This is a genomic window from Cupriavidus sp. 05T41 (assembly GCF_056396525.1).
Genome location: NZ_JBFTLQ010000039.1, coordinates 104,906 through 125,272, shown reverse-complemented (window position 1 = coordinate 125,272; position 20,367 = coordinate 104,906). Strand labels below are relative to the sequence as shown.

16 protein-coding genes, 1 tRNA gene and 2 riboswitches are annotated in these 20,367 nt (G+C 68.0%); of the genes, 9 read left to right on the top strand and 8 right to left on the bottom strand.

The genetic code is table 11. The features are described 5' to 3' along the window. Positions 1 to 31: 31 nt before the first annotated feature. The 3 genes from AC1DKV_RS22760 to AC1DKV_RS22750 form a co-directional block, all read right to left on the bottom strand. Positions 32 to 1,090: a beta-keto acid cleavage family enzyme gene (locus AC1DKV_RS22760; protein WP_441612918.1), complete on the bottom strand. Its 1,059-nt coding sequence runs from the start codon at positions 1,088 to 1,090 to the stop codon at positions 32 to 34. Positions 1,091 to 1,123: 33 nt separating this feature from the next. Then, positions 1,124 to 1,969 (bottom strand): TauD/TfdA dioxygenase family protein, encoded by an 846-nt coding sequence (locus tag AC1DKV_RS22755; protein WP_441612917.1) that lies wholly within the window; start codon positions 1,967 to 1,969, stop codon positions 1,124 to 1,126. A gap of 602 nt (positions 1,970 to 2,571) precedes the next feature. Continuing rightward, entirely contained in the window at positions 2,572 to 3,216 is a 645-nt protein-coding gene (locus AC1DKV_RS22750) for a TetR/AcrR family transcriptional regulator (RefSeq protein ID WP_441612916.1), read from the bottom strand. A gap of 146 nt (positions 3,217 to 3,362) precedes the next feature. Here AC1DKV_RS22750 and AC1DKV_RS22745 point away from each other — a divergent pair, with 146 nt between their 5' ends. The 3 genes from AC1DKV_RS22745 (at position 3,363) to AC1DKV_RS22735 (ending at position 5,728) form a co-directional block, all read left to right on the top strand. Continuing rightward, entirely contained in the window at positions 3,363 to 4,238 is an 876-nt protein-coding gene (locus AC1DKV_RS22745) for a TauD/TfdA dioxygenase family protein (protein WP_441613053.1), read from the top strand. A 67-nt stretch (positions 4,239 to 4,305) separates the two neighbouring features. Further along, positions 4,306 to 5,277: a Bug family tripartite tricarboxylate transporter substrate binding protein gene (locus tag AC1DKV_RS22740; RefSeq protein WP_441612915.1), complete on the top strand. Its 972-nt coding sequence runs from the start codon at positions 4,306 to 4,308 to the stop codon at positions 5,275 to 5,277. 262 nt (positions 5,278 to 5,539) lie between these two features. Continuing rightward, entirely contained in the window at positions 5,540 to 5,728 is a 189-nt protein-coding gene (locus tag AC1DKV_RS22735) for a hypothetical protein (RefSeq protein WP_441612914.1), read from the top strand. A gap of 196 nt (positions 5,729 to 5,924) precedes the next feature. Here AC1DKV_RS22735 and AC1DKV_RS22730 read toward each other — a convergent pair. After that, a tRNA-Arg gene (locus AC1DKV_RS22730) sits at positions 5,925 to 6,000 on the bottom strand. A 390-nt stretch (positions 6,001 to 6,390) separates the two neighbouring features. On the opposite strand from AC1DKV_RS22730, the gene AC1DKV_RS22725 reads away from it, so the two are divergent. Next, a complete protein-coding gene (locus AC1DKV_RS22725) occupies positions 6,391 to 7,269 on the top strand; it encodes a c-type cytochrome (protein ID WP_441612913.1) in 879 nt (292 codons plus the stop codon). A gap of 105 nt (positions 7,270 to 7,374) precedes the next feature. Here the strand turns inward: AC1DKV_RS22725 and hemN are convergent, their stop codons facing one another. The 3 genes from hemN to AC1DKV_RS22710 all read right to left on the bottom strand — a co-directional run bounded on the left by hemN (position 7,375) and on the right by AC1DKV_RS22710 (position 11,016). Continuing rightward, positions 7,375 to 8,790 carry an oxygen-independent coproporphyrinogen III oxidase gene (hemN, locus tag AC1DKV_RS22720; protein ID WP_441613052.1) on the bottom strand — a complete coding sequence of 472 codons (1,416 nt, stop codon included), beginning with the start codon at positions 8,788 to 8,790 and terminating at the stop codon, positions 7,375 to 7,377. 335 nt (positions 8,791 to 9,125) lie between these two features. Continuing rightward, complete coding sequence (locus tag AC1DKV_RS22715; protein ID WP_441612912.1) at positions 9,126 to 10,304, bottom strand: ATP-binding protein; 1,179 nt, start codon at positions 10,302 to 10,304, stop codon at positions 9,126 to 9,128. Continuing rightward, a complete protein-coding gene (locus AC1DKV_RS22710) occupies positions 10,276 to 11,016 on the bottom strand; it encodes a response regulator (protein WP_441612911.1) in 741 nt (246 codons plus the stop codon). Before AC1DKV_RS22710 ends, AC1DKV_RS22715 begins: the two co-directional genes overlap by 29 nt. A gap of 390 nt (positions 11,017 to 11,406) precedes the next feature. On the opposite strand from AC1DKV_RS22710, the gene AC1DKV_RS22705 reads away from it, so the two are divergent. After that, positions 11,407 to 12,060, top strand: coding sequence for a hypothetical protein (locus tag AC1DKV_RS22705; RefSeq protein ID WP_441612910.1), 654 nt, complete (start codon positions 11,407 to 11,409; stop codon positions 12,058 to 12,060). After that, complete coding sequence (locus AC1DKV_RS22700) at positions 12,050 to 12,826, top strand: peptidase associated/transthyretin-like domain-containing protein (protein WP_441612909.1); 777 nt, start codon at positions 12,050 to 12,052, stop codon at positions 12,824 to 12,826. The genes AC1DKV_RS22705 and AC1DKV_RS22700 overlap by 11 nt, the downstream gene beginning before the upstream one ends. A 242-nt stretch (positions 12,827 to 13,068) precedes the next feature. Here AC1DKV_RS22700 and AC1DKV_RS22695 read toward each other — a convergent pair whose 3' ends face one another. Further along, positions 13,069 to 15,165 carry a UvrD-helicase domain-containing protein gene (locus tag AC1DKV_RS22695; protein WP_441612908.1) on the bottom strand — a complete coding sequence of 699 codons (2,097 nt, stop codon included), beginning with the start codon at positions 15,163 to 15,165 and terminating at the stop codon, positions 13,069 to 13,071. Between the two features lie 209 nt (positions 15,166 to 15,374). Further along, positions 15,375 to 15,462, top strand: a riboswitch (glycine riboswitch). A gap of 21 nt (positions 15,463 to 15,483) precedes the next feature. Continuing rightward, positions 15,484 to 15,616, top strand: a riboswitch (glycine riboswitch). Between the two features lie 101 nt (positions 15,617 to 15,717). Here AC1DKV_RS22695 and gcvT point away from each other — a divergent pair. The 3 genes from gcvT to gcvP all read left to right on the top strand — a co-directional run bounded on the left by gcvT (position 15,718) and on the right by gcvP (position 20,351). After that, on the top strand, positions 15,718 to 16,845 hold the full coding sequence (gene gcvT / locus AC1DKV_RS22690) for a glycine cleavage system aminomethyltransferase GcvT (protein ID WP_441612907.1): 1,128 nt from the start codon (positions 15,718 to 15,720) through the stop codon (positions 16,843 to 16,845). Between the two features lie 89 nt (positions 16,846 to 16,934). Continuing rightward, the gene (gcvH, locus tag AC1DKV_RS22685; RefSeq protein WP_441612906.1) at positions 16,935 to 17,315 is read left to right on the top strand and encodes a glycine cleavage system protein GcvH; all 381 of its coding nucleotides are present in this window, start codon (positions 16,935 to 16,937) and stop codon (positions 17,313 to 17,315) included. A 114-nt stretch (positions 17,316 to 17,429) separates the two neighbouring features. After that, positions 17,430 to 20,351 carry an aminomethyl-transferring glycine dehydrogenase gene (gcvP, locus tag AC1DKV_RS22680; protein ID WP_441612905.1) on the top strand — a complete coding sequence of 974 codons (2,922 nt, stop codon included), beginning with the start codon at positions 17,430 to 17,432 and terminating at the stop codon, positions 20,349 to 20,351. The last annotated feature ends 16 nt before the right edge of the window (positions 20,352 to 20,367 follow it).

Genomic DNA, 20,367 nt, shown 5'->3' with positions numbered 1-20,367 from the left:
GCAGCGTCGCTCGGCGGGCGGGCTGGGCGTCTCACTGCGTCTTGCGCAGGAAACCCTGAGTGCCGCCATTTCGGTTGGGCGCGAAGCCGTTGGCCTGCAAGGACTCCTCCACCGAGTCGTAGAACACGCCGATCTTGCTGATCTCCCGCGCTTGCTTCGCGGTGGCGATCTCGCGACCAAATTCGTGCGAGATGCGTACCAGTTGCTCGATCTGCTTCACGGTGCTCTGTTTCGCGGTACGCCTCTGGTTCCACAGCACGTCCTCCGTGCCGCATCGCACATGCAGGCCCATGGCAATTCCCATCATGTTGACCGGGAGCACGTTTCGCACGTTGCTCTCCACCGTCACGACCGCGCCGTCCGGCACGCCGCGCATGAAATTGGCGAGGCTGTACGCGTTGGGCGTATCCATGCCGCCACCGATCGCCACCCAGTTCATGACCAGCGGCCCTTTGTAGAAACCGCGGCGCATCAGCCGCTCCACAGACTCGAAGCTGTTGGTGTTGTAGCACTGGAAGGCGCTCTGGATACCCTTGGCGGTCAGGCGGCGGACGTGCTCCTCCACCCAGCCTGGCTGCGCGGGCACCGTCATTTCCTTGTAGGCGTTGAAGCTGGCCGGATTCGCGCGCGAGGTACCCCGGAAGTCCGCGTCTTCCGCATGATCGGTGACGTTCATTTGCGAGGTGTTGACCGTCACCGTGACCTGGTCCGGCGTGGGATCCAGCTCGGCCAGCATGTGGCGGGTATCGTCGGACAGCCACTTGGCGGCCTGGCCTTCGTCCTCGGGGGCGAAGGAAATGGAGCCGCCCACCTGGATGATCATTTCCGGCACCGCCTTGCGCACGCCGGCGATCAGTTCATTGAACTTCGACAAGCGCTTGCTGCCCTTGCCATCGAGTTCGCGCACGTGCAGGTGCAGAACCGTGGCGCCGGCGTTATAGCAGTCCACCGCCTTCTGGATCTGGTCTTCCATCGTGACGGGAATGTCCTCGGGGAAGTCGGAGGGCAGCCAGCCCGGGGCATAAGGTGCGGCCGTGATGATCAGCGGTTGCTGGTTTTCGGGAAAAAGGTGACCGTCGAGGAAATTCATGGTGATTCTCCGGAAAGAGGGGCTGTGTGCGAATCAGCAGGGGGTGTCGCCCACGATGCCGGCGCGCTCCATCTTGCGCGGTGCCGGCCAGTAGTCGTTGAGTGCGTAGTGCTGCGTGCAGCGGTTGTCCCAGACCGCGACGTCGCCCTCTTGCCACGACCAGCGGACCTGATATTCGGGAATGGTCGCGCGGCTGATCAGGTAGTTGAGCAGCAAGGAGGCGCCGGGCGCCTTGTCGATGCCGTGGCGCACGTTCGCCGGCGTGCTGTAGTTGGTGAGGTGCGTCGAGAACCCCGCGCCGACGAACAAGATCTTCTCGCCGGTCTCCGGATGAGTGCGCACCACGGGGTGCTCCACCGACGGATGCTCCTGGACCAGCCTGGCGCGCGCTTCCGGCGTCATGACAGCCCCGAAGCTTTGCTCGATGCTGGCCCTGGCCCGCAGGCCGTCGATCTTCTGCTTGATCTCCTCCGGCAGTTCCTCGTACGCCTTCACCATGTTCACCCAGATGGTGTCGCCGCCGATCTCGGGGCATTCTATGCAGCGCAGCACCGCCCCCATTGCGGGGTTGGGGCGCCACAGGCCGTCGCAGTGGTAGTTGTTCTCGTAGCTGTGCGGGTTGTCACTCCGGTACACGCGCACGAGGCCCGGATAGTCCGGATCGCTGCCGACCACCGGATGGTCTTCCAGCTTGCCAAAGCCGCTCGCGAAGGCCACGTGCTCCGCGCGCGTGATGGCCTGCTTGCGAAAAAAGAGGACCTTGTGCTTGAGCAGCGCCACCTTGATCTCGGCGAAGAGCGCCGGGTCGCGCGATGCCTCGCCGAGATCAACTTCCGAAATCTCGGCCCCGATGGCGGGGGTGATTTGCCTGATTTTCATTTTCTCGTCTCCTGCAGTCTGGTGAATCCAGGGACAGTTCAGTGCCTGGCTTCTGGAGAACGAGTATCTGGGGCTCCCGACTTCCGCGCTTGCTTTCCTGGGACATCCATTTGCTAATTTGGGACACGGCGAAGAGACCGCGACAAGCCGCCATGCGTTGCGTGAAAGCAGCCGGCACGCATCGGGTGCCGAATCCGTATCGCGTTGTGGGCAGAAAGGTTCGGTAACGCCGAAGCGCGGGGCGTGCCGATGCCGGGCGGTGCCGGATTGAAGGCATTTGGCCCCGATGCCTTACCTCGTTGCCAGGGACGCATGGACGGCCGCGAGATCGCAGGCGCAGTGAGACTGCCGGGCGCAATCGGGATCGCAATCGCGATTGGGAGTGGCTCGACGCCTGCCGCCGGGCGCCCCGGGAAGCTGCGATGCGAGGCGAGCCGCCAGCGCATGTCGGCGCATCTTCGGCCCTTCAGACCTCAGGCCATGAATAACCAGTCCGACAGTAGCCGGACATTGATTTGCCCTTTCTCGAACGACTTCCCGATCGACGGACCGATGCATACCTGGTGGCGGGCCCGGTTGAGGCAAGACCGGCACACGGGAGGTCATGCGCGCAGGTAAGCGCAAAACGCCCGCGCCAGCTCTTCATCGAATTCGCCGCTCGCCAGCCGCAGTGGCCCGGGATTGTTGAGCATCGCATTGATGATGCTCCCGACGGCGAACTGGAAGGCGATCCGGATGCGCCGCTCCAGCAGCGCCGGGTCGGCTCCGCCGTGCAACGGCACGAGCAGCGGCAAGGCCTCCTCGATGAATGCGTGCCGACCTTCCTTGAAGCGGGGCCATGCGGTGCCCCGCGCTTCCAGGATCGTCGCCCGCAACACCCCCTGGTGGCGCAGCACGACGCGACGCAATTCGGCCAACAGCGCGTGAACGGCCGTCTCCAGGACCCACTCTCCTTCCTTCAACGTGGCGAGACGCGCCCGCATCGAGAGACGCGAGTCTTCCTCCGCCACTGCCTGCAGGGCGCGGAAGAACGCTTCCTTGCTGTCGAACCGCCCATAGAACGCCCCCGTGGTCACGCACGCCGCGGCACACACTTCCTGGATGGTTACGCTGTCGAGCCCGCGCTCGCACAGCAGCTCGCGCCCCGCCTTCAGAAGGGCGTCTGTCGTCCGCCCGGCGCGGGTGTAGCGCGGAGGAACGAAGCCGGGCTGGCCATCCAGCGCGGCCAGGGCCTTGTGTCTTGTCATGTCTTTCCCGCGCTTATGTCTCGTCGTGGTTTTCCCCTGCCCCCCCGAACTACTGGTTGCGTCCGCTCAGGGGACAAGCCCAAAATATATTCACCATTATAAATTGGAGACAGGCCATGAATGGCGTCCACGCTGCGCAAGCCACGATGTCCGCCCCCGCCGTGGTTCGCCCCGGCGCGCTGCATTCCACCTTTACCGTCGGCCGTATTTCGCCGGCGATCGGTGCCGAGATCGGCAATATCGACCTCGCGGCGCCCCTCGACGACGACACGATCGCCGCCCTGCGCCAGGCGCTGGTGGAGCACAAGGTGCTGGTGTTCCGCGACCAGGACATCACCCCCGCGCAGCACGTGGCGCTGGCGCGCCGCTTCGGGGAACTGGAGATCCATCCCACCTTCCCGCACCACGACGCGCTTCCCGAACTCGTGCTGCTCGGTGGCGACGACAAGCGCCCCGCGATGGAGAACGGCTACCACAGCGACGTGTCGTGGCGCGAAATTCCGTCGATGGCGTCGATGTTGCGCTGTGTGCAGTGCCCCGAGATTGGCGGCGACACCGTATGGGTCAACATGGCGCTGGCCTACGAGCGGCTGCCCGAGCACCGCAAGCAGCAGATCGAGGGACTGCTGGCCGTGCACGACATCGGCCCGGCCTTCGGCGACAAGATGACCCCCGAGCAGCGCTGGCAGTTTCCTCCCGCCACGCATCCGGTGGTGCGCACCCACCCCGAGAGCGGCGAAAAGATCCTCTACGTCAATGGCGGCTTCGTCACCCACTTTGCCAACTTCAGGACGTGCAATCCGGTGCGCGGTGCGTTTGAATCGCATTCCGAGAAGCAGGACCTGCTCGACTATCTGCTCCGGCAGCCAGCCATCCTTGAATACCAGATGCGGCTGCGCTGGCGCCCGAACACCATCGCCTTCTGGGACAACCGCTCCACCCAGCATTACGCGATCCAGGACTATTTCCCAGCCGTGCGACGCATGATGCGGGCGACGATCATCGGCGATCGCCCGGTGTGAGCCGCACGGTCGCGAGATAAACGAGACGAGCGAGACAATCGAACCAAACGAGGCAGGGAGGCAGCAGATGAAATGGAAAGCAATGGTCGGCGTCGCCGCGCTGGTTTGCAGCGTGGCGGCCCGGGCCGACACGTATCCGAGCCGTCCGATCACCTTCGTCGTTCCCTCCGCGGCGGGCGGCGCCATGGATTCCATCGCGCGGGCGCTCGCCGAATTGATGAGCAAGCGCATGGGCCAGCCAATCATCGTCGATAACAGGCCGGGCGCCGGCGGCATGCTCGGCACGCAGTACGTCGCCCGCGCCGCGCCCGATGGCTACACGGTGCTGGTTACGCATTCCGGCCCCTTGCTCACGGCGCCCTTCATGTACTCGAAGGTGCCCTATGACGTAAAACGCGACTTGAGCTTCGTGTCGCAGATCTGCACCGGGCAACTCGTGCTTGCGGTGAACCCGCAGAAGGTGCCGGCGAAGACGGTGAAGGAGTTCGTGGCGTGGGCGCAGCAGCACAAGGGCAGCGTGACCTACGGCTCGTATGGCGTGGGCTCGGCGGCGCATATCATGGGTTCGTATTTCAGCGAGTCGAACAGGCTCGACATGACGCATGCCGCGTACAAGGGCGAGGCGCCGATGGTGCAGGACCTGATCGGCGGGCAATTGGACTGGGGCATCGGCACCGTGGGCGTGATGGGGCCGCATTTCCAGAACGGCCGCCTGCGTCCGCTCGCTGTACTTGGTGACCGCCGCCCGGCGGAGCTGCCGAACGTACCGACCATGGCCGAATCGGGCTTCCCGCAGTCCGAGTACAAGCCTGTCGGCTGGGCCGGGATGCTGGCCCCGGCAAATGTGCCGCCCGCCGTGCTGGACCGGCTCGAGCAGGAAGTGCGTGCAGCCGTGCAGACCACGTCGATGAAAGCGCGCTTCCAGGTCTTCGGCATGTACGCGCTTGGCACCAGTTCCGCCGAATTCCGCCGCGACTTCGACGCCACCTCGCCCGTGACCGAACGGATGATCCGGTTGTCCGGCGCGAAGGCCGACTGACCAATACATCCGAATCCGGCGCGAAGGGCCTCACCGAAAGCGCGCTTGCCGGCATCACGCGCAACCCCTGGCGGACCGGCCGCACGCCAGGCGGCAGCGGCGTCGGCGTCGGCGTCGGCGAATTTCTCGATCATGCTCGATGGCTTGCGGGCACGGATGCAAATGTGGCGGGTGTGAAGAATCTTGCTTCAGATGACGCGCAAGGTCGCGGATGGACAGTACTGGAAGCTGGCGGAGATGCCCGGAATCTACGAAGAACAATATGCATGGCTGGATTCACGGCCATGTCGTTCCCTCATTGCCGGCAATCGTGAGAATGGCGCAGGCATTCGGCGGCCCAATCCCGGACGTGCTGCTGAGCAATGAGATCTTCCCGCGCTACCAGACCCGGTTCAGCAAGACGCTCTTGGGGCTTCATGCTCCGCGCCGCCGAAGCGGAAAGGTGAATTGAACGTCGGTGCAAGGCAAGATCGAGGAACTTGCGGGCGAGCAGTTGCCCCTCCGGGAGGTGGCGCCGGCTGTCGGCCGATCACCTGACACAGTGGGTCACGCCGCTGACAACGGTGCCGGCACCGAAGCTGGCTGCAGTTTAGCTACAGTCGCCCTTCGCGGCGGTGGTGGGAAAAGCGGGAGTCCCTTGTAGGGATTGGCGCGCCCGGCTGGGATCGAACCAGCAACCCCTGCCTTCGGAGGGCAGTACTCTATCCATTGAGCTACGGGCGCGGCGGGTACATCGCTGGCAGCGCGCGAATGGCGCCGCTGGAAAGTCGCATAGCATACAGCGTTTGCCCCGCAGCGTCCATGCCAGCCGCACAGGTGGTGGTGCGGCGACGTCCGGCGACGTCTCTTCCAAGCCGCTTTTGCCTCCATCCTGTAGGTCTTTGGGGCTATAATCGCGAGTTATTTGTGTACAAACGGGGCTGCGCAGCGTCCACATGGAGTCAGGGGACGGTGACGGCTGGCTCCGCCTGCTGGCGCTTTCACGGGCTGGCCGGGAAGGGATAACGGTCCGATGCGCACAACTGGCCGGGAGGGTTGGCCACTGGGCAAGCGGCCTGACAAGGCAGCCGATCGCGAGCTGCTACGGGTTTCCTGCAAAATCGAGAGTTGAGCATGAGCGACGTCCACAACGAGCACGAAGAACACGAGTCACCCATCAAGACCCCCAAGCAGTTGATTGCTGTCGTGATCGCCGCCTTCCTGGTGCCGATCATCGTGATCATCCTGCTGGTCAATTTCGTCGGGCACGGTTCCAAGGAAGGCGCCGGTTCGTCGACCACCGTCGAAGCCGTCAACGACCGCATCAAGCCGATCGCCTCGCTCGAACTGAAAGATCCCAATGCGCCGCGTGTCTACAAGACGGGCGAACAGGTCTACAAGGAAGTGTGCGCCGCATGCCACGCTACCGGTGCCGCAGGCGCGCCGAAGTACAGCAACGCCGCTGACTGGGCACCGCGTATCGGCCAGGGCTTCCAGGGGCTGCTGAACTCGGTGCTGCACGGCAAGGGCGCCATGCAGGCACGCGCCGGCACCACCGCCGACGACTACTCGGACTATGAACTGGGCCGTGCCGTGGTCTACATGGCCGACGCCGGTGGCGGCAAGTTCCCCGAACCGGCCGCTCCCGCGGCCGCCGCGCCGGCCACGGCTGCCGCTTCGGACGCTGCCCCGGCTGCCGCTGCCGCACCGGCTGCTGCTGCCGCACCCGCTGCTGCGGCCCCGGCTGCCGCCGCAGCTGCCGCGCCGGCTTCGGCCGAAGTGGGCAAGAAGGTCTACGAACAGGTCTGCGCCGCCTGCCACGCCGCCGGCGTTGCCGGTGCGCCGAAGTTCGGCGACAAGGCTGCCTGGGCACCGCGCCTGAAGGAAGGCATGGATGCCGTGCACGCTTTCGCGCTCAAGGGCAAGGGCGTGATGCCGCCGAAGGGTGGCTACGCCGGCTCGGACGCCGACGTGATCGCCGCGGTGGACTACATGGCGAACGCTTCGAAATAAGCTGCCATGCGCCGCGTGAGCGGCGCCGTGGTCCGACGAAAAAGCCCGCGGCATGCCGCGGGCTTTTTCATTGGTGCGGCGCCGGTCCGGCGCGGCGGGCTGGCCTCAGACCACGCGCGAGTAGCGCAGCGGCATCGCCACGGGCGTACCCGCATCAGCGTTGCGGGCCGGCGCGGCGGTCTTGCCGGCCCGGCCCGCGTCGTCGCGCAGGTAGCTGTCGAACACCATGGCCAGCCGGCGCACCAGCAGCCGGCCCAGTGGCGTGACCTCGATGCGCCCGGCTGCGATCCGTACCAGCCCGTCTTCGGCCAGCCGCGCCAGCTCGGCCAGTTCGGTGGCGAAGTGCGCCGCGAAGTCGATGCCGTGGCGGGCGGCCACCGCGTCCGTGTCGAGCACGCCGTTGCACATCAGGGCGCCGATGACGTCGCGCCGCAGGCGGTCTTCGCCGCCTGTGGCAAAGCCGCGCATCACCGGCAGCGCGCCCTTGTCGAGCGCCGCGTAGTAGCCGTCGAGCGTGCGGGCGTTCTGCACATAGCGGCCGGCCACCGCGCCGATCGACGACACGCCGAAGCCCAGCTGGTCGTAGCCGGCGTGGGTGGAATAGCCCTGGAAATTGCGCTGCAGCCGGCCTTCGCGCTGGGCCACGGCGAGCGCGTCCTGCGGCAGCGCGAAGTGGTCCATGCCGATATAGACATAGCCCGCCGCCGTAAGCTGCGCGATGGTGCCGGTCAGGATGTCGAGCTTTTCCGCGGGCGCGGGCAGCGCGCGCTCGTCGATGCGGCGCTGTGGCTTGAACACATGCGGCAGGTGCGCGTAGCTGTACACCGAAAGCCGGTCCGGGCACATCGCGAGCACCTGCTCCACGGTAGTGGCAAAGCGCGCCGCGGTCTGGTGCGGCAGCCCGTAGATCAGGTCCATGCTGACCGAGTGGAAACCGAGCCGTCGCGCGGCATCGACCACGGCGCGGGTTTCGGCCTGCGACTGCACGCGATGGATGGCCTGCTGGACCTCGGCATCGAAATCCTGCACGCCGAGGCTGATGCGGTTGAAGCCCAGTTCGCCCAGCAGCGCCATCTGCGCCTCACCCACGCGGCGCGGGTCGATCTCGATGGCATGCTCGCCTTCGGGCAGCAGGTCGAAATGCGTGCGCAAGGCGCCCATCACGCGGCGCATCTCGGCGGCGTCGAGGAAGGTCGGCGTGCCGCCGCCCCAGTGCGACTGCACCACCGCGCGCCGCGCGCCGAGCCGTGCGGCCACCATGCCGATCTCGCGCACGAGGTAGTCCACGTAGCGGCCGCTGCGGCGGTGGTCGCGCGTGATGATCTTGTTGCAGCCGCAGTAGTAGCAGATGTTCTCGCAGAACGGCACATGCACATAGAGCGAGAGCGGTGCCTGCCGGCCGTCGGTTGGTTCTGCCGCGCCGCAGTCGGCCAGCGCCCGCAGGTAGTCCGCTTCGCCGAAGCGGTCGTGGAAGCGGTCCGCGGTGGGGTAGGAGGTGTAGCGCGGCCCGTTGATGTCCATGCGCCCGGCCAGCGCGCGGAAACCGGCCAGGGCGTCTTGCCCGCCCGGCCGCTTGCCGGCGCAGGCCGCGCCGCAGTTGCCGGAGCAGGTGCGCGGCGGGCTGTCCGCCGCGGAGGCGGTGCGCTCGGAGGACAGCGCGAAGGATGGCGTGGCGGGGGCAGTCGCAGGCATGGGGCGGCCTTCGTATGGGATTTCGATGACCCATCGTAGAGGGGGCCGGCCCCGCCGGCGTTGACCGGCATCAAGCCGCCGCGATCGAGCGTGCAGCGCACTTGCGTCCGCGTCGCCCCGGCGTCACGCGCGGCGCGCGCGGCGCGCAGCATGCTCAGCAGCGCTCAGGCACGCGGCAGCGTGATGCGCACGCGCAGCCCGCCCTCGGGCCGGTTGGCCAGGCTCAGCTCGCCGCCGTGGCGCGCGACGATGTCCGCGGCGATCGACAGGCCCATGCCCACTCCGCCGGTGGCGCGGCTGCGCGAGGACTCCAGCCGGTAGAACGGCTCCAGCACGCGCGCCATTTCCTCGGGCGGAATGCCGGGCCCGTTGTCGCACACATCGATCACCACGCGCTCCGGGCTGTCGGCCAGCTCGATGCGGGCGCTGCCGCCGTAGCGGTGCGCGTTCTCCACCAGGTTGACCACGGCGCGGCGCAGTTCGGCCGGATAGGCCAGCAGCGGCGCGGCGTCGCCGCTCAGGCTGACGTCCTGGCCGATCTCGCTGGCATCGTCCACCACCGCCTGCAGCAGGGCATGCACGTCCACGCGCTGGCGCGGCGCGGCATTGCCGTCGCGTTCGCGCAGGTAATAGAGCGTGGCGTCGATCAGCCCGTTCATTTCCGCCAGGTCCTGGCGCAGGCGATAGCGCACCTGGTTATCGTCCACGCCTTCGATGCGCAGGCTCATGCGCGTAAGCGGCGTGCGCAGGTCGTGCGACACCGCCGCCAGGAACCGCGATTGTTGCGCGAGCTGGGTGCGGATGCGCCGCTGCATGTGATTGAAGGCCTTGGCCGCGGCGCGCGCCTCGGCCGGGCCGCTCTCCTCGTCCAGCGGCGGCGCGTGCACGTCCTGCGCCAGCCGGCCGGCGCTGCTGGCCAGGCGTTGCACGGGGCGCGCCAGCAAGCGCGCGCCGGCCCAGGATGCGGCGATGATGGCGGCAAGCTGGAACAGCAGCCCGAGGCGGGGCGGGCCAAAGCCGCGCGGCCCGCGCGGGTGGCGGTGCCGGGGCGGCGCGCTGTTGGCTTCGGGACCGGCGCCGAAATTCCCGCCCGGGCCGCCGGCGCGCGGTCCCGCGCCGGGTTGCCCCTCGTCGCCCGGCGGCGGAGGCGGCGGTTCGTCGCCCGGCACCAGCGTGAAGCCGCTCGCGCCGGGGCGCGGGAATACGCTTTCGATCACGGTGACGCCCAGCAGGTGAACGGCCAGCATGATGGCCGCCATCACCAGGAACAGGCGCACGAACATCGAGTCATGGCGGGCCAGCCAGCCCGCGCGCTCAGCCTTCGACGGTGCCGGTGAAGACATAGCCCTCGCCTCGAACGGTGCGGATCAGCGCCGGGTCGCGCGGATCGTCGCGCAGTTTCTGGCGCAGGCGCGAGACCAGCAGGTCGATGCTGCGGTCGAATACGTCCAGGTCGCGGCCGCGCGCCTGGTTGATCAGCAGCTCGCGGTCCAGCACCCGGTTGGGATGCTCGATAAATGCCAGCAGCAGGCGGAATTCCGCGTTGGAAAGCGGCACCACCGTTTCCTCGCCGTCCACCAGCTGGCGCAGCGTGGTGTTCAGCCGCCAGTTGCCGAAGCGCACTTCGTGGCCGCCCACCGCCGCCGGGCGCTTCGGGCCGGCGCCGCCGCCGCCGCGCGTGCGTCGCAGCACGGTGTGGATGCGCGCCACCAGTTCGCGCATCTCGAAGGGCTTGGTGACGTAGTCGTCCGCGCCCACCTCGAGGCCGACCACGCGGTCCGCCAGTTCGGTGCGCGCGGTCAGCATGATGACCGGCAGGTCGCCGCGCTCGCGGATCTCGCGGCACAGCGCCAGCCCGTTCTCGCCGGGCAGGGAAAGGTCGAGCACCACGAGGTCGTAGTCGCGCGCGGCCAGCGCGGCGCGCATGGCGGTGCCGCCCTCGGCGCCATCGGCTTCGATGCCGAAGGTGGCGAGATATTCGGCCAGCATGGCGCGGATCTGCGGGTCGTCGTCGACGACCAGCAGGTGCAGGGGCGAGGCGGGAGAAAGGTCCATCGGGATATCGGTATGGCAGGTGGCAGCCGTTGGCTGCGTGGTTTGCGGCGCGCCGGACGGCGGCCGACGCGGGATGCGCGCCGAGGCAGGCGGCGCATTGCCTGCGCCAGGCGAACACTCTACCAGCACGGCGGGGCGTCCTGATGGACACGGTGTGGCGGCTTTGTATCAGTTCCGATACGAAACGCCGGGCCCGGCGGCCAGCGTGTACGCCAATGCTTCGCCATGCTGACCAAGCGCTCAAGCAGATGCCGGCGCGTCTTTTTAAGATGACATGTCGGCAACCCGCCGCTTGTTTGGGCCTGCGCACGCTATGCTGGATGACAGCGGCATGAGGCCGGGGCCAGCGCGCCGGGTTGCTCCTTTCCCATGACGACTCTGGAAACTGCCATGAATCAGACACAAGGATCGCTGCCCCGCCCGCTGCCCCGCCCGCGCGCCTTTGTCGCGCTGGCCCTGCTTTGCGGCGCCTGCGCCACGGCGCTGCCTGCCTACGCACTGCCGGCCGGCGCACCCGAGCGGCCGGTGCCGCCTTCGCTGCGCGAAGACTTGGCGCTGACGCCGGCCCAGACTACCCTTTGGCATGCCGCGCGCGCCGCGCAACGCGAGGCCCGGGCGCACGCGCTGGAGCTGCGCGCCCGCTTTATCCGCGAAGGCGGCGAGATCGGCCCGATGGACCCCATGGACCTGATGGACCCGACCGACCCGACGGACCCGATGGACGAGCCAGGCACGGAGACGCCGCTGCGCGAGCGGGCGGCGCGCGAAGACCGCTTGCGCGATGCGCTGGAGCACGACCGGCGCATCGCGCGCGACCGGAGGATTGCGTTCGAAGACAGCCTGGACGCGGCCCAGCGCAGTCGCCTGCGTGCCCTGGCCGGCACGCCACGCTGGGCAGGGCCGCCGCCGGGAGCGCCAATGGGGGCCTTCCCAGGCCACGCGCATGGCCCGGCGCCCATGCCCTGCGCCATTGCCGGGCCCGGTCCGGCAGGCGTACCCGGTGCTGCGGCACCCTATCGACAGGAAGCCAAAGATGCACGATGAAGCACTCATGCCTGACGATGGCCGGCGCCGCTTTCTGGGCGGCGTACTAGGCACCGGCCTGCTTGGGCTGGCCGGCGAGACCGGCGCGGCCCCGGCCGCCCCGCCACTGCTTTGCCTGCTGACGCCCGAACTGATGGAAGGCCCCTTCTATATAGACCAGGCCCTGGTGCGCAGCGATATCCGCGACCACCGGCCCGGGATTCCGATGCGGCTGCGCCTGCTCGTGGTGGACAGCACGCGCAACTGCGCGCGGGTACCGGGCGCGGTGGCCAGCATCTGGCATTGCGATGCCGGCGGCGAGTACAGCGGATACGACCAGGCCAGCCTCCAGCCGCCCGGTGGGCCGCATGATGGCAATGGTCCTCCGCACGGTGGCGCCGCGGCGCCGGCGGAGCCGGGCGGCATGCATGTCGTGCCCGACAACAAGCTGCGTTTCCTGCGCGGCGTGCAGACCACCAGGGCCGACGGCAGCGCCCAGTTCCTCACCATCTACCCAGGCTGGTACGCGCCGCGCGCGGTGCATATCCACCTGAAGATCCATCTTGGCGAACAGCACGTCCTGACCACCCAGATGTTCTTCGACGACCGGGTCAGCCGGCTGGTGCACATGGGCCATCCGGCCTACCGCGCGCGCGGCGCCTCGCCGGTGTCGACGCGGCAGGACCCGATCGCCGGCGCGCATCCCGGCATCGTGCAGGTCCACCGGTCGGGCGATGCGACCCTGTTGCTGGAAGGCGAATTCGTGGTGGGGATCGCGCGGGCCTGATGCCGGCGGGGCAGAAAAGAACGCCCCCTGGCGCGCGAGCGCGGGGGCGTCGAAACAGGGAAGAAGTCGGGCATGCCGCCCGGCCACGCTCACTCCGAAGGGACGAAGCGGCGCGGCACCCGGACCAGTAAGGCAGTCCGGGCAATCGTGATGTTAGAAGGCCGGCCCGCTGCGATCTTGTCCCGCTTGTAGGCCAATGTATCGACTTTGTACAAAGCCGGCGCGCGTGCCGTGCGTGCGGCTCAGGACGCGGCGGTCTTGCCCGGCGTGCCGAGCAGTGCCTTGAGGCCGGCCAGGCGGTCCTTGGGGCTCATGGCGGGCGTGGCGTCCGCCGGCGCGGGCGCTTCCTCGAGCTTCATCTCGCCGATAAAGCGCGAAGGTTCGCAGGAGTAGGTGTCGCGCGCGCGCTTGCGCTTCTTGCACCAGCTGATGTGCAGGCTGCGCTGGGCGCGCGTGATGCCGACGTACATCAGGCGGCGCTCTTCCTCGATCTTCTCGTCGCCGAGGTCTTCGTCCTCGCGGCAATGCGGCAGGATGCCCTCTTCCACGCCGACCAGGAACACGTGCGGGTACTCCAGCCCCTTGGAGGCGTGCAGCGTGGACAGGCGCACCGCGTCGGGATCTTCCTCGCGGCCTTCGAGCATGCTCATCAGCGCCACGGTCTGGGTCAGCTCCAGCAGGTTCTTGCCTTCGTCGCCGAAGCCGTCGGCGGTGTCGAAGCCGGTGGCCTCGCCGCCCTCGGCGGCCTCGGGCTTGGTGCCCTTGCGCTTGAGCCAGTCGAGGAATTCGAGCGTGTTGGTCCAGCGCGACTGGGCCTGGCGCTCGTCGAACGTGTCGTACAGGTAGGCCTCGTAGTGGATGCCTTCCATCATGTCGTCGAGCACTTCGGTGGCGGGATCGCTGGCGGCGCGGCCGGCCAGGCGCACCATGGCTTCGCAGAACACGCGCAGCGGCTCGAGCTGGCGCGGCTGCAGCTTGCCTTCGATGCCGCCCATCATGGCCGCTTCGAACAGCGAGACCTTGGCCTGCCCGGCGAAGGTGCCCAGCACTTCCAGCGTGGCGTTGCCGACGCCGCGGCGCGGCGTGGTGATGGCGCGGATGAAGGCGGGATCATCGTCCGGATTGGCGATCAGGCGCAGGTAGGCGCAGATGTCCTTGATCTCGGCCTTGTCGAAGAAGCTCTGGCCGCCCGACAGCACATAGGGAATGCGCTCGCGCCGCAGGATCTGCTCGAACAGGCGCGCCTGGTGGTTGCCGCGGTAGAGGATGGCGTAGTCACGGAACTGCGCGCGCCGCTCGAACTTGTGCGCCGAGAGCCGGAACACCACCGACTCGGCTTCGTGCTCCTCGTCGTTCATCGGGTTGATGGCGATGGGGTCGCCCATGCCGTGCTCGCTCCACAGCTTCTTGTCGAACAGCTTCGGATTGTTGGAGATGACGGCGTTGGCGGCCTCCAGGATGCGCACGGTGGAGCGGTAGTTCTGCTCCAGCTTGACCACCTTGAGATCGGGGAAGTCGGTCTGCAGCAGGCGCAGGTTGTCCAGCGTGGCGCCGCGCCAGCCGTAGATGGCCTGGTCGTCGTCGCCCACCGCGGTGAAGGCCGGCGCGCGCAGGTGCGAGCCGCCGGCCAGCAGCTTGAGCAGCTGGTACTGGCAGGCGTTGGTGTCCTGGTATTCATCGACCAGGAAGTAGCGCAGGCGGTTCTGCCACTTCATGCGCACCGCTTCGTCGCGCGCGAACAGCTCGGCCGGCAGGCGGATCAGGTCGTCGAAATCCACCGCCTGGTAGGCGTTGAGCGTGGCCACGTAGTTGCGGTAGACCAGCGCGGCCTGGTGGTCGTCGGCGCTCTCGGCGGTGGCGATGGCGGTCTCTGGATCGACCATGCCGTTCTTCCACAGCGAGATGGTGCTCTGCACGCTGCGGATCAGCTTCTTGTCGGTGGTGGCGAGCTGCTCCTGCACCAGGCCGAAGCAGTCGTCCGAGTCCATGATGGAAAAGCGCGGCTTCAGCCCCACGTGCTCGGCCTCGGCGCGCAGGATCTGCACGCCGAGCGAGTGGAAGGTGCTGACCGTCATCTGCTTGAGCGGAATGCGGCGGCCCTCGCGCGTGGTCTTGCCTTCCATCAGCTTGGCGATACGCTCCTGCATCTCCTTGGCGGCCTTGTTGGTGAAGGTCACCGCGGCGATATGCTTGGGCTCGAACCCCTTGTCCTCGATCAGGTGCGCGATCTTCTGCGTGATCACCCGCGTCTTGCCCGAACCGGCGCCGGCCAGCACCAGGCAGGGGCCGTCGAGATAGCGGACGGCTTCGGATTGGGCGGGATTGAGTCCGTGGGTCATGCGTTTGGCGTGGTGGCGGAAGCGGATGGCGAAATGGCTGGCGAAGACGACGCGGCCAGGGCTGCCTGTGAAGACTGCGGCACCGGGGTGATGTCCCCGCAAGCGACAGCAGCCGCAGATGTTAACACGCCGGGTTGCCGGCCCCGGGGTGCCGGTGCCGTGCCGCGCGCCACGCGTTGACAAGCCACCGGGGCTGCCTGTAGAGTCGCGCCATCCGGCCGGGAGAGCGCGCAGATCTTGCGCCGCCGAAGGGGTATCACCCGAAAACTCTCAGGCACCATGGACTGGTCGGATCGGCTTGCAATATGCACACGATGCACGCCGTACTCTGGAGAGCGGCACCCGCCACGCGCGCAAGCGACGGCGAGCGTGCCCACCGAAGGGGCGCGCAGGGCACAGGTCCACCGGACCGCCTTGTAATCTCTCAGGTATCGAGGACAGAGGGGTCATCCGCCGCGGCGGATCTGGCAGCGCCATGGCGCGCCGGGTCTGGCGGCGGATGACCCTTTTTTCGTTTTCGAACCGAGATTTCCGCCTTCCCCCGAGGACTACATGACGCTCCAGGCCACGCCCCTCAATGCCATCCACCGCGCACTCGGCGCCCGCATGGTCGACTTCGGCGGCTGGGACATGCCGGTCAACTACGGCTCCCAGATCGAAGAACACAATGCCGTGCGCACCGACGCCGGCATGTTCGACGTCTCCCACATGTGCGTGGTCGACCTGGCCGGCGCCAATGTGCGCGCCTTCCTGCGCGGCCTGCTGGCCAACAATGTGGACAAGCTGCAGACGCCGGGCAAGGCACTTTATTCCTGCATGCTCGACGAGAGCGGCGGCGTCATCGACGACCTGATCGTCTACTTCTTCGCCGAGGACCGCTTCCGCCTGGTAGTCAATGCCAGCACCGCGACCGGCGATATCGAATGGATCACCGCGCGCAACGCCGCCACCGGCAGCGGCGTCACCATCACCCCGCGCCGCGGCGACAACGCCCCCGCGGGCGCCGCGCCGCTGGCCATCGTCGCCGTGCAGGGCCCGAACGCCCGCGCCAAGGTGTGGAGCGCCTTCCCCTCCACCCAGCCCAGCGAAGCCCTCAAGCCCTTCAACGCCATCGTGGTGCAGGATCCCGCCCTGGGCGAAGTCATGGTGGCGCGCACCGGCTACACCGGCGAGGATGGTTTCGAACTGGTGGTGCCGGCCGCGAACGTGGCCGGCCTGTGGGAGAAGCTGGTCGCTGCCGGCGTGCGCCCGGCCGGCCTCGGCGCGCGCGACACGCTGCGCCTGGAAGCCGGCATGAACCTGTACGGCCAGGACATGGATATCCACACCTCGCCGCTCAACGCCGGCCTGGCCTGGACCGTGGACCTGCAGAGCGAGCGCGACTTCACCGGCAAGGCGGCGCTCGTCGCCGGCGGCCAGACCCAGCAGTTTGTCGGCCTGATCCTGCGTGAAAAAGGCGGCGTGCTGCGGGCGCACCAGAAGGTGATCACCACTGCCGGCGACGGCGAGATCACCAGCGGCACCTTCAGCCCTTCGCTGTCCCTGTCCATCGCATTTGCCCGCCTGCCGCGCGACGTTGCCCTCGGCGCCGAGGTGCAGGTCGAGATCCGCGACCGCAAACTCGCCGCGACTGTGGTTAAACTGCCGTTTGTGCGCAATGGCAAGGCACTCGTGAGCTGAACGCTCGCACCGGTCACAGCGCGCCCGCCGGCGACGGATTGCCTCCGCCCGGCGGGCGCTGAAAAAACAAATTGAATCTGGAGAATCCCATGAATTTCCCCGCCGACCTGAAATACACCGAGTCCCATGAATGGGTGCGCGTCGAAGCCGACGGCACGCTGACCATCGGCATCACCGACCACGCGCAGGACGCGCTGGGCGACATCGTGTTCCTGGAGCTGCCGGAAGTGGGCAAGTCGGTCGGCGCAGGCGACGCGCTGGCGGTGGTGGAATCGGTCAAGGCCGCTTCCGACATCTACGCGCCGGTGGCCGGCGAAGTGATCGCCGTCAACGAAGCCGCCGTCGCCGCGCCGGAAAGCGTCAATGCCGACGCCTTCGATGCGTGGCTGTTCAAGCTCAAGCCGGCCAACAGCGACGACGTCAACGGCCTGATGTCGGTGGACGCCTACAAGGCCAACGTCGGCGCCTGACGCGACACCCTGCCGCTCCCGCGAGGCTTGCCTGCCACGGGAGCGGCGACTGAAGACTGATGCACGGCGGCGCGGCTGACCACCCGCCGCCCTGCGCCCAACGAGGTTCTTGCCATGAACGCCCCCCTGCCCATGAACGCAGCCAAAGGTGCCCGGCCCACGCTGGCCGAACTGGAGGCGCGCGACGCCTTTGCTTCCCGTCATATCGGCCCCGATGCCGCCGAGCAGCAACACATGCTCAAGGTACTCGGCTACGACAGCCGTGCCGCGCTGATCGACGCCGTCATTCCCGCCGCCATCCGCCGCCGCGACGGCATGCCGCTGGGCGAGTTCACCGAGCCGCTCACCGAGGAAGGCGCCCTGGCCAGGCTGCGCGGCCTGGCCAGCAAGAACCTGGTGCTCAAGAGCTTTATCGGCCAGGGCTACTACAACACGCTGACGCCCGGCGTCATCCTGCGCAATATCTTCGAGAACCCGGCCTGGTACACCGCCTACACGCCGTACCAGCCTGAAATCTCGCAAGGCCGCCTGGAAGCCATGCTGAACTTCCAGCAGATGGTCACCGACCTGACCGGCCTGGATATCGCCAACGCCTCGATGCTCGACGAAGGCACCGCCGCGGCCGAGGCCATGACGCTGCTGCAGCGGGTCAACAAGCACGCTTCCAACACCTTCTACGTGGCCGACGACGTGCTGCCGCAGACGCTGGAAGTGGTACGCACGCGCGCGCTGCCGCTGGGCATCGAAGTCAAGGTCGGCCCCGCGGCCGACGCTGCCGGCGCCCATGCCTTTGGCGTGCTGCTGCAGTACCCGGGCGTCAACGGTGACGTGGCCGACTACCGCGCCATCGCCGACGCCGTGCACGCCGCCGGCGGCCTGGTGGTGGCCGCCGCCGACCTGCTGGCGCTGACCCTGATCGCCGCGCCCGGCGAATGGGGCGCCGACGTGGCGGTGGGCAACTCGCAGCGTTTCGGCGTGCCGCTGGGCTTTGGCGGCCCGCACGCCGGCTACATGGCGGTCAAGGACGCGTTCAAGCGCTCCATGCCCGGCCGCCTGGTCGGCGTGACCATCGACGCGCAGGGCAACAAGGCTTATCGCCTGGCCCTGCAGACGCGCGAGCAGCATATCCGGCGCGAGAAGGCCACTTCCAATATCTGCACGGCGCAGGTGCTGCTGGCGGTGATGGCCTCGATGTACGCCGTGTACCACGGCCCGCAGGGCCTCAAGCGCATCGCCCAGCGCGTGCACCGCCTCGCCGCCACGCTGGCCGCAGGCCTGGAGGTGCTCGGCTACACCCGCACCAACGCGACCTTCTTCGACACGCTCACGCTGGTGACCGGCTTCAACACCGAGGCCATCCACGCGGCCGCCACCGCGCGCGGCATCAACCTGCGCCACGCCGGCGCCAACCGCATCGGCATCTCGCTGGACGAGACCACCTCGCGCGAAGACGTGATCGCGCTGTGGGAAATCTTCGCGCACGGCAAGCCGGTGCCCGGGTTCGACGCACTGGAAGCCGCCGCGCAGGACGCCTTCCCCGCGGCGCTTGCGCGCCAGAGCGCCTACCTGACCCACCCGGTCTTCAATACGCACCACGCCGAGCACGAGATGCTGCGCTACCTGCGCATGCTGGCCGACAAGGACCTGGCGCTGGACCGCACCATGATCCCGCTCGGTTCGTGCACGATGAAGCTCAACGCCACCAGCGAGATGATCCCGGTGACGTGGCCCGAGTTCAGCAAGATCCATCCGTTCGCGCCGCTGGACCAGACCGTGGGCTACCGCGAGATGATCGACCAGCTCGAAGCCATGCTGTGCGCGGCCACCGGCTACGCCGCGGTGAGCCTGCAGCCCAACGCCGGCTCGCAGGGCGAGTACGCGGGCCTGCTGATCATCCACGCGTATCACGCCAGCCGCGGCGAAAGCCATCGCGACATCTGCCTGATCCCCTCCTCCGCGCACGGCACCAACCCGGCCTCGGCGCAGATGGCCGGCATGAAGGTGGTGGTGGTGGCCTGCGACGAAGACGGCAACGTCGACCTCGCCGACCTGGCGAAGAAGGCCGAGCAGCACAGCCGCAACCTCGCCGCCATCATGATCACCTACCCGTCCACGCACGGCGTGTTCGAGCAGGGCGTGCAGCAGATCTGCGACATCGTGCACAAGCACGGCGGCCAGGTCTACGTGGACGGCGCCAACATGAACGCCATGGTCGGCACCGCCGCGCCCGGCCAGTTCGGCGGCGACGTCTCGCACCTGAACCTGCACAAGACCTTCTGCATCCCGCACGGCGGCGGCGGACCCGGCGTGGGCCCGGTGGCGGTCGGCGCGCACCTGGCGGACTTCCTGCCCAACCAGGACAGCGTGGGCTACCGCCGCGACGACAACGGCATCGGCGGCGTGTCCGCCGCGCCGTTCGGCTCGGCCAGCATCCTGCCGATCTCGTGGATGTACGTCGCCATGATGGGCTCGGCCGGCCTCACCGCCGCCACCGAGAACGCCATCCTCGCCGCCAACTACGTGGCGCGCCGCCTGTCGCCGCATTTCCCGGTGCTGTACACGGGCCAGCACGGCCTGGTCGCGCACGAGTGCATCCTGGACCTGCGCCCGCTGCAGAAGACCACCGGCATCTCCAACGAGGACGTGGCCAAGCGCCTGATGGACTACGGCTTCCACGCGCCGACCATGAGCTTCCCGGTGCCGGGCACGCTGATGATCGAGCCGACCGAGAGCGAGGCCCTGCACGAACTGGACCGCTTCATCGACGCCATGATCGCCATCCGCGCCGAGATCGCCCGCGTGGAGGACGGCAGCTTCGACCGCGAGGACAACCCGCTGAAGAACGCGCCGCACACTGCCGCCGTGATCACCGCCGACGCCTGGGAGCACAAGTACACGCGCCAGGAAGCCGCCTACCCGGTGGCCGCGCTGCGCACGCAGAAGTACTGGCCGCCGGTGGGCCGCGCCGACAACGTCTACGGCGACCGCAACCTGTTCTGCGCCTGCGTGCCGATGAGCGAGTACGCCGAAGAGTAAGCTGGCGGGAGCCGGG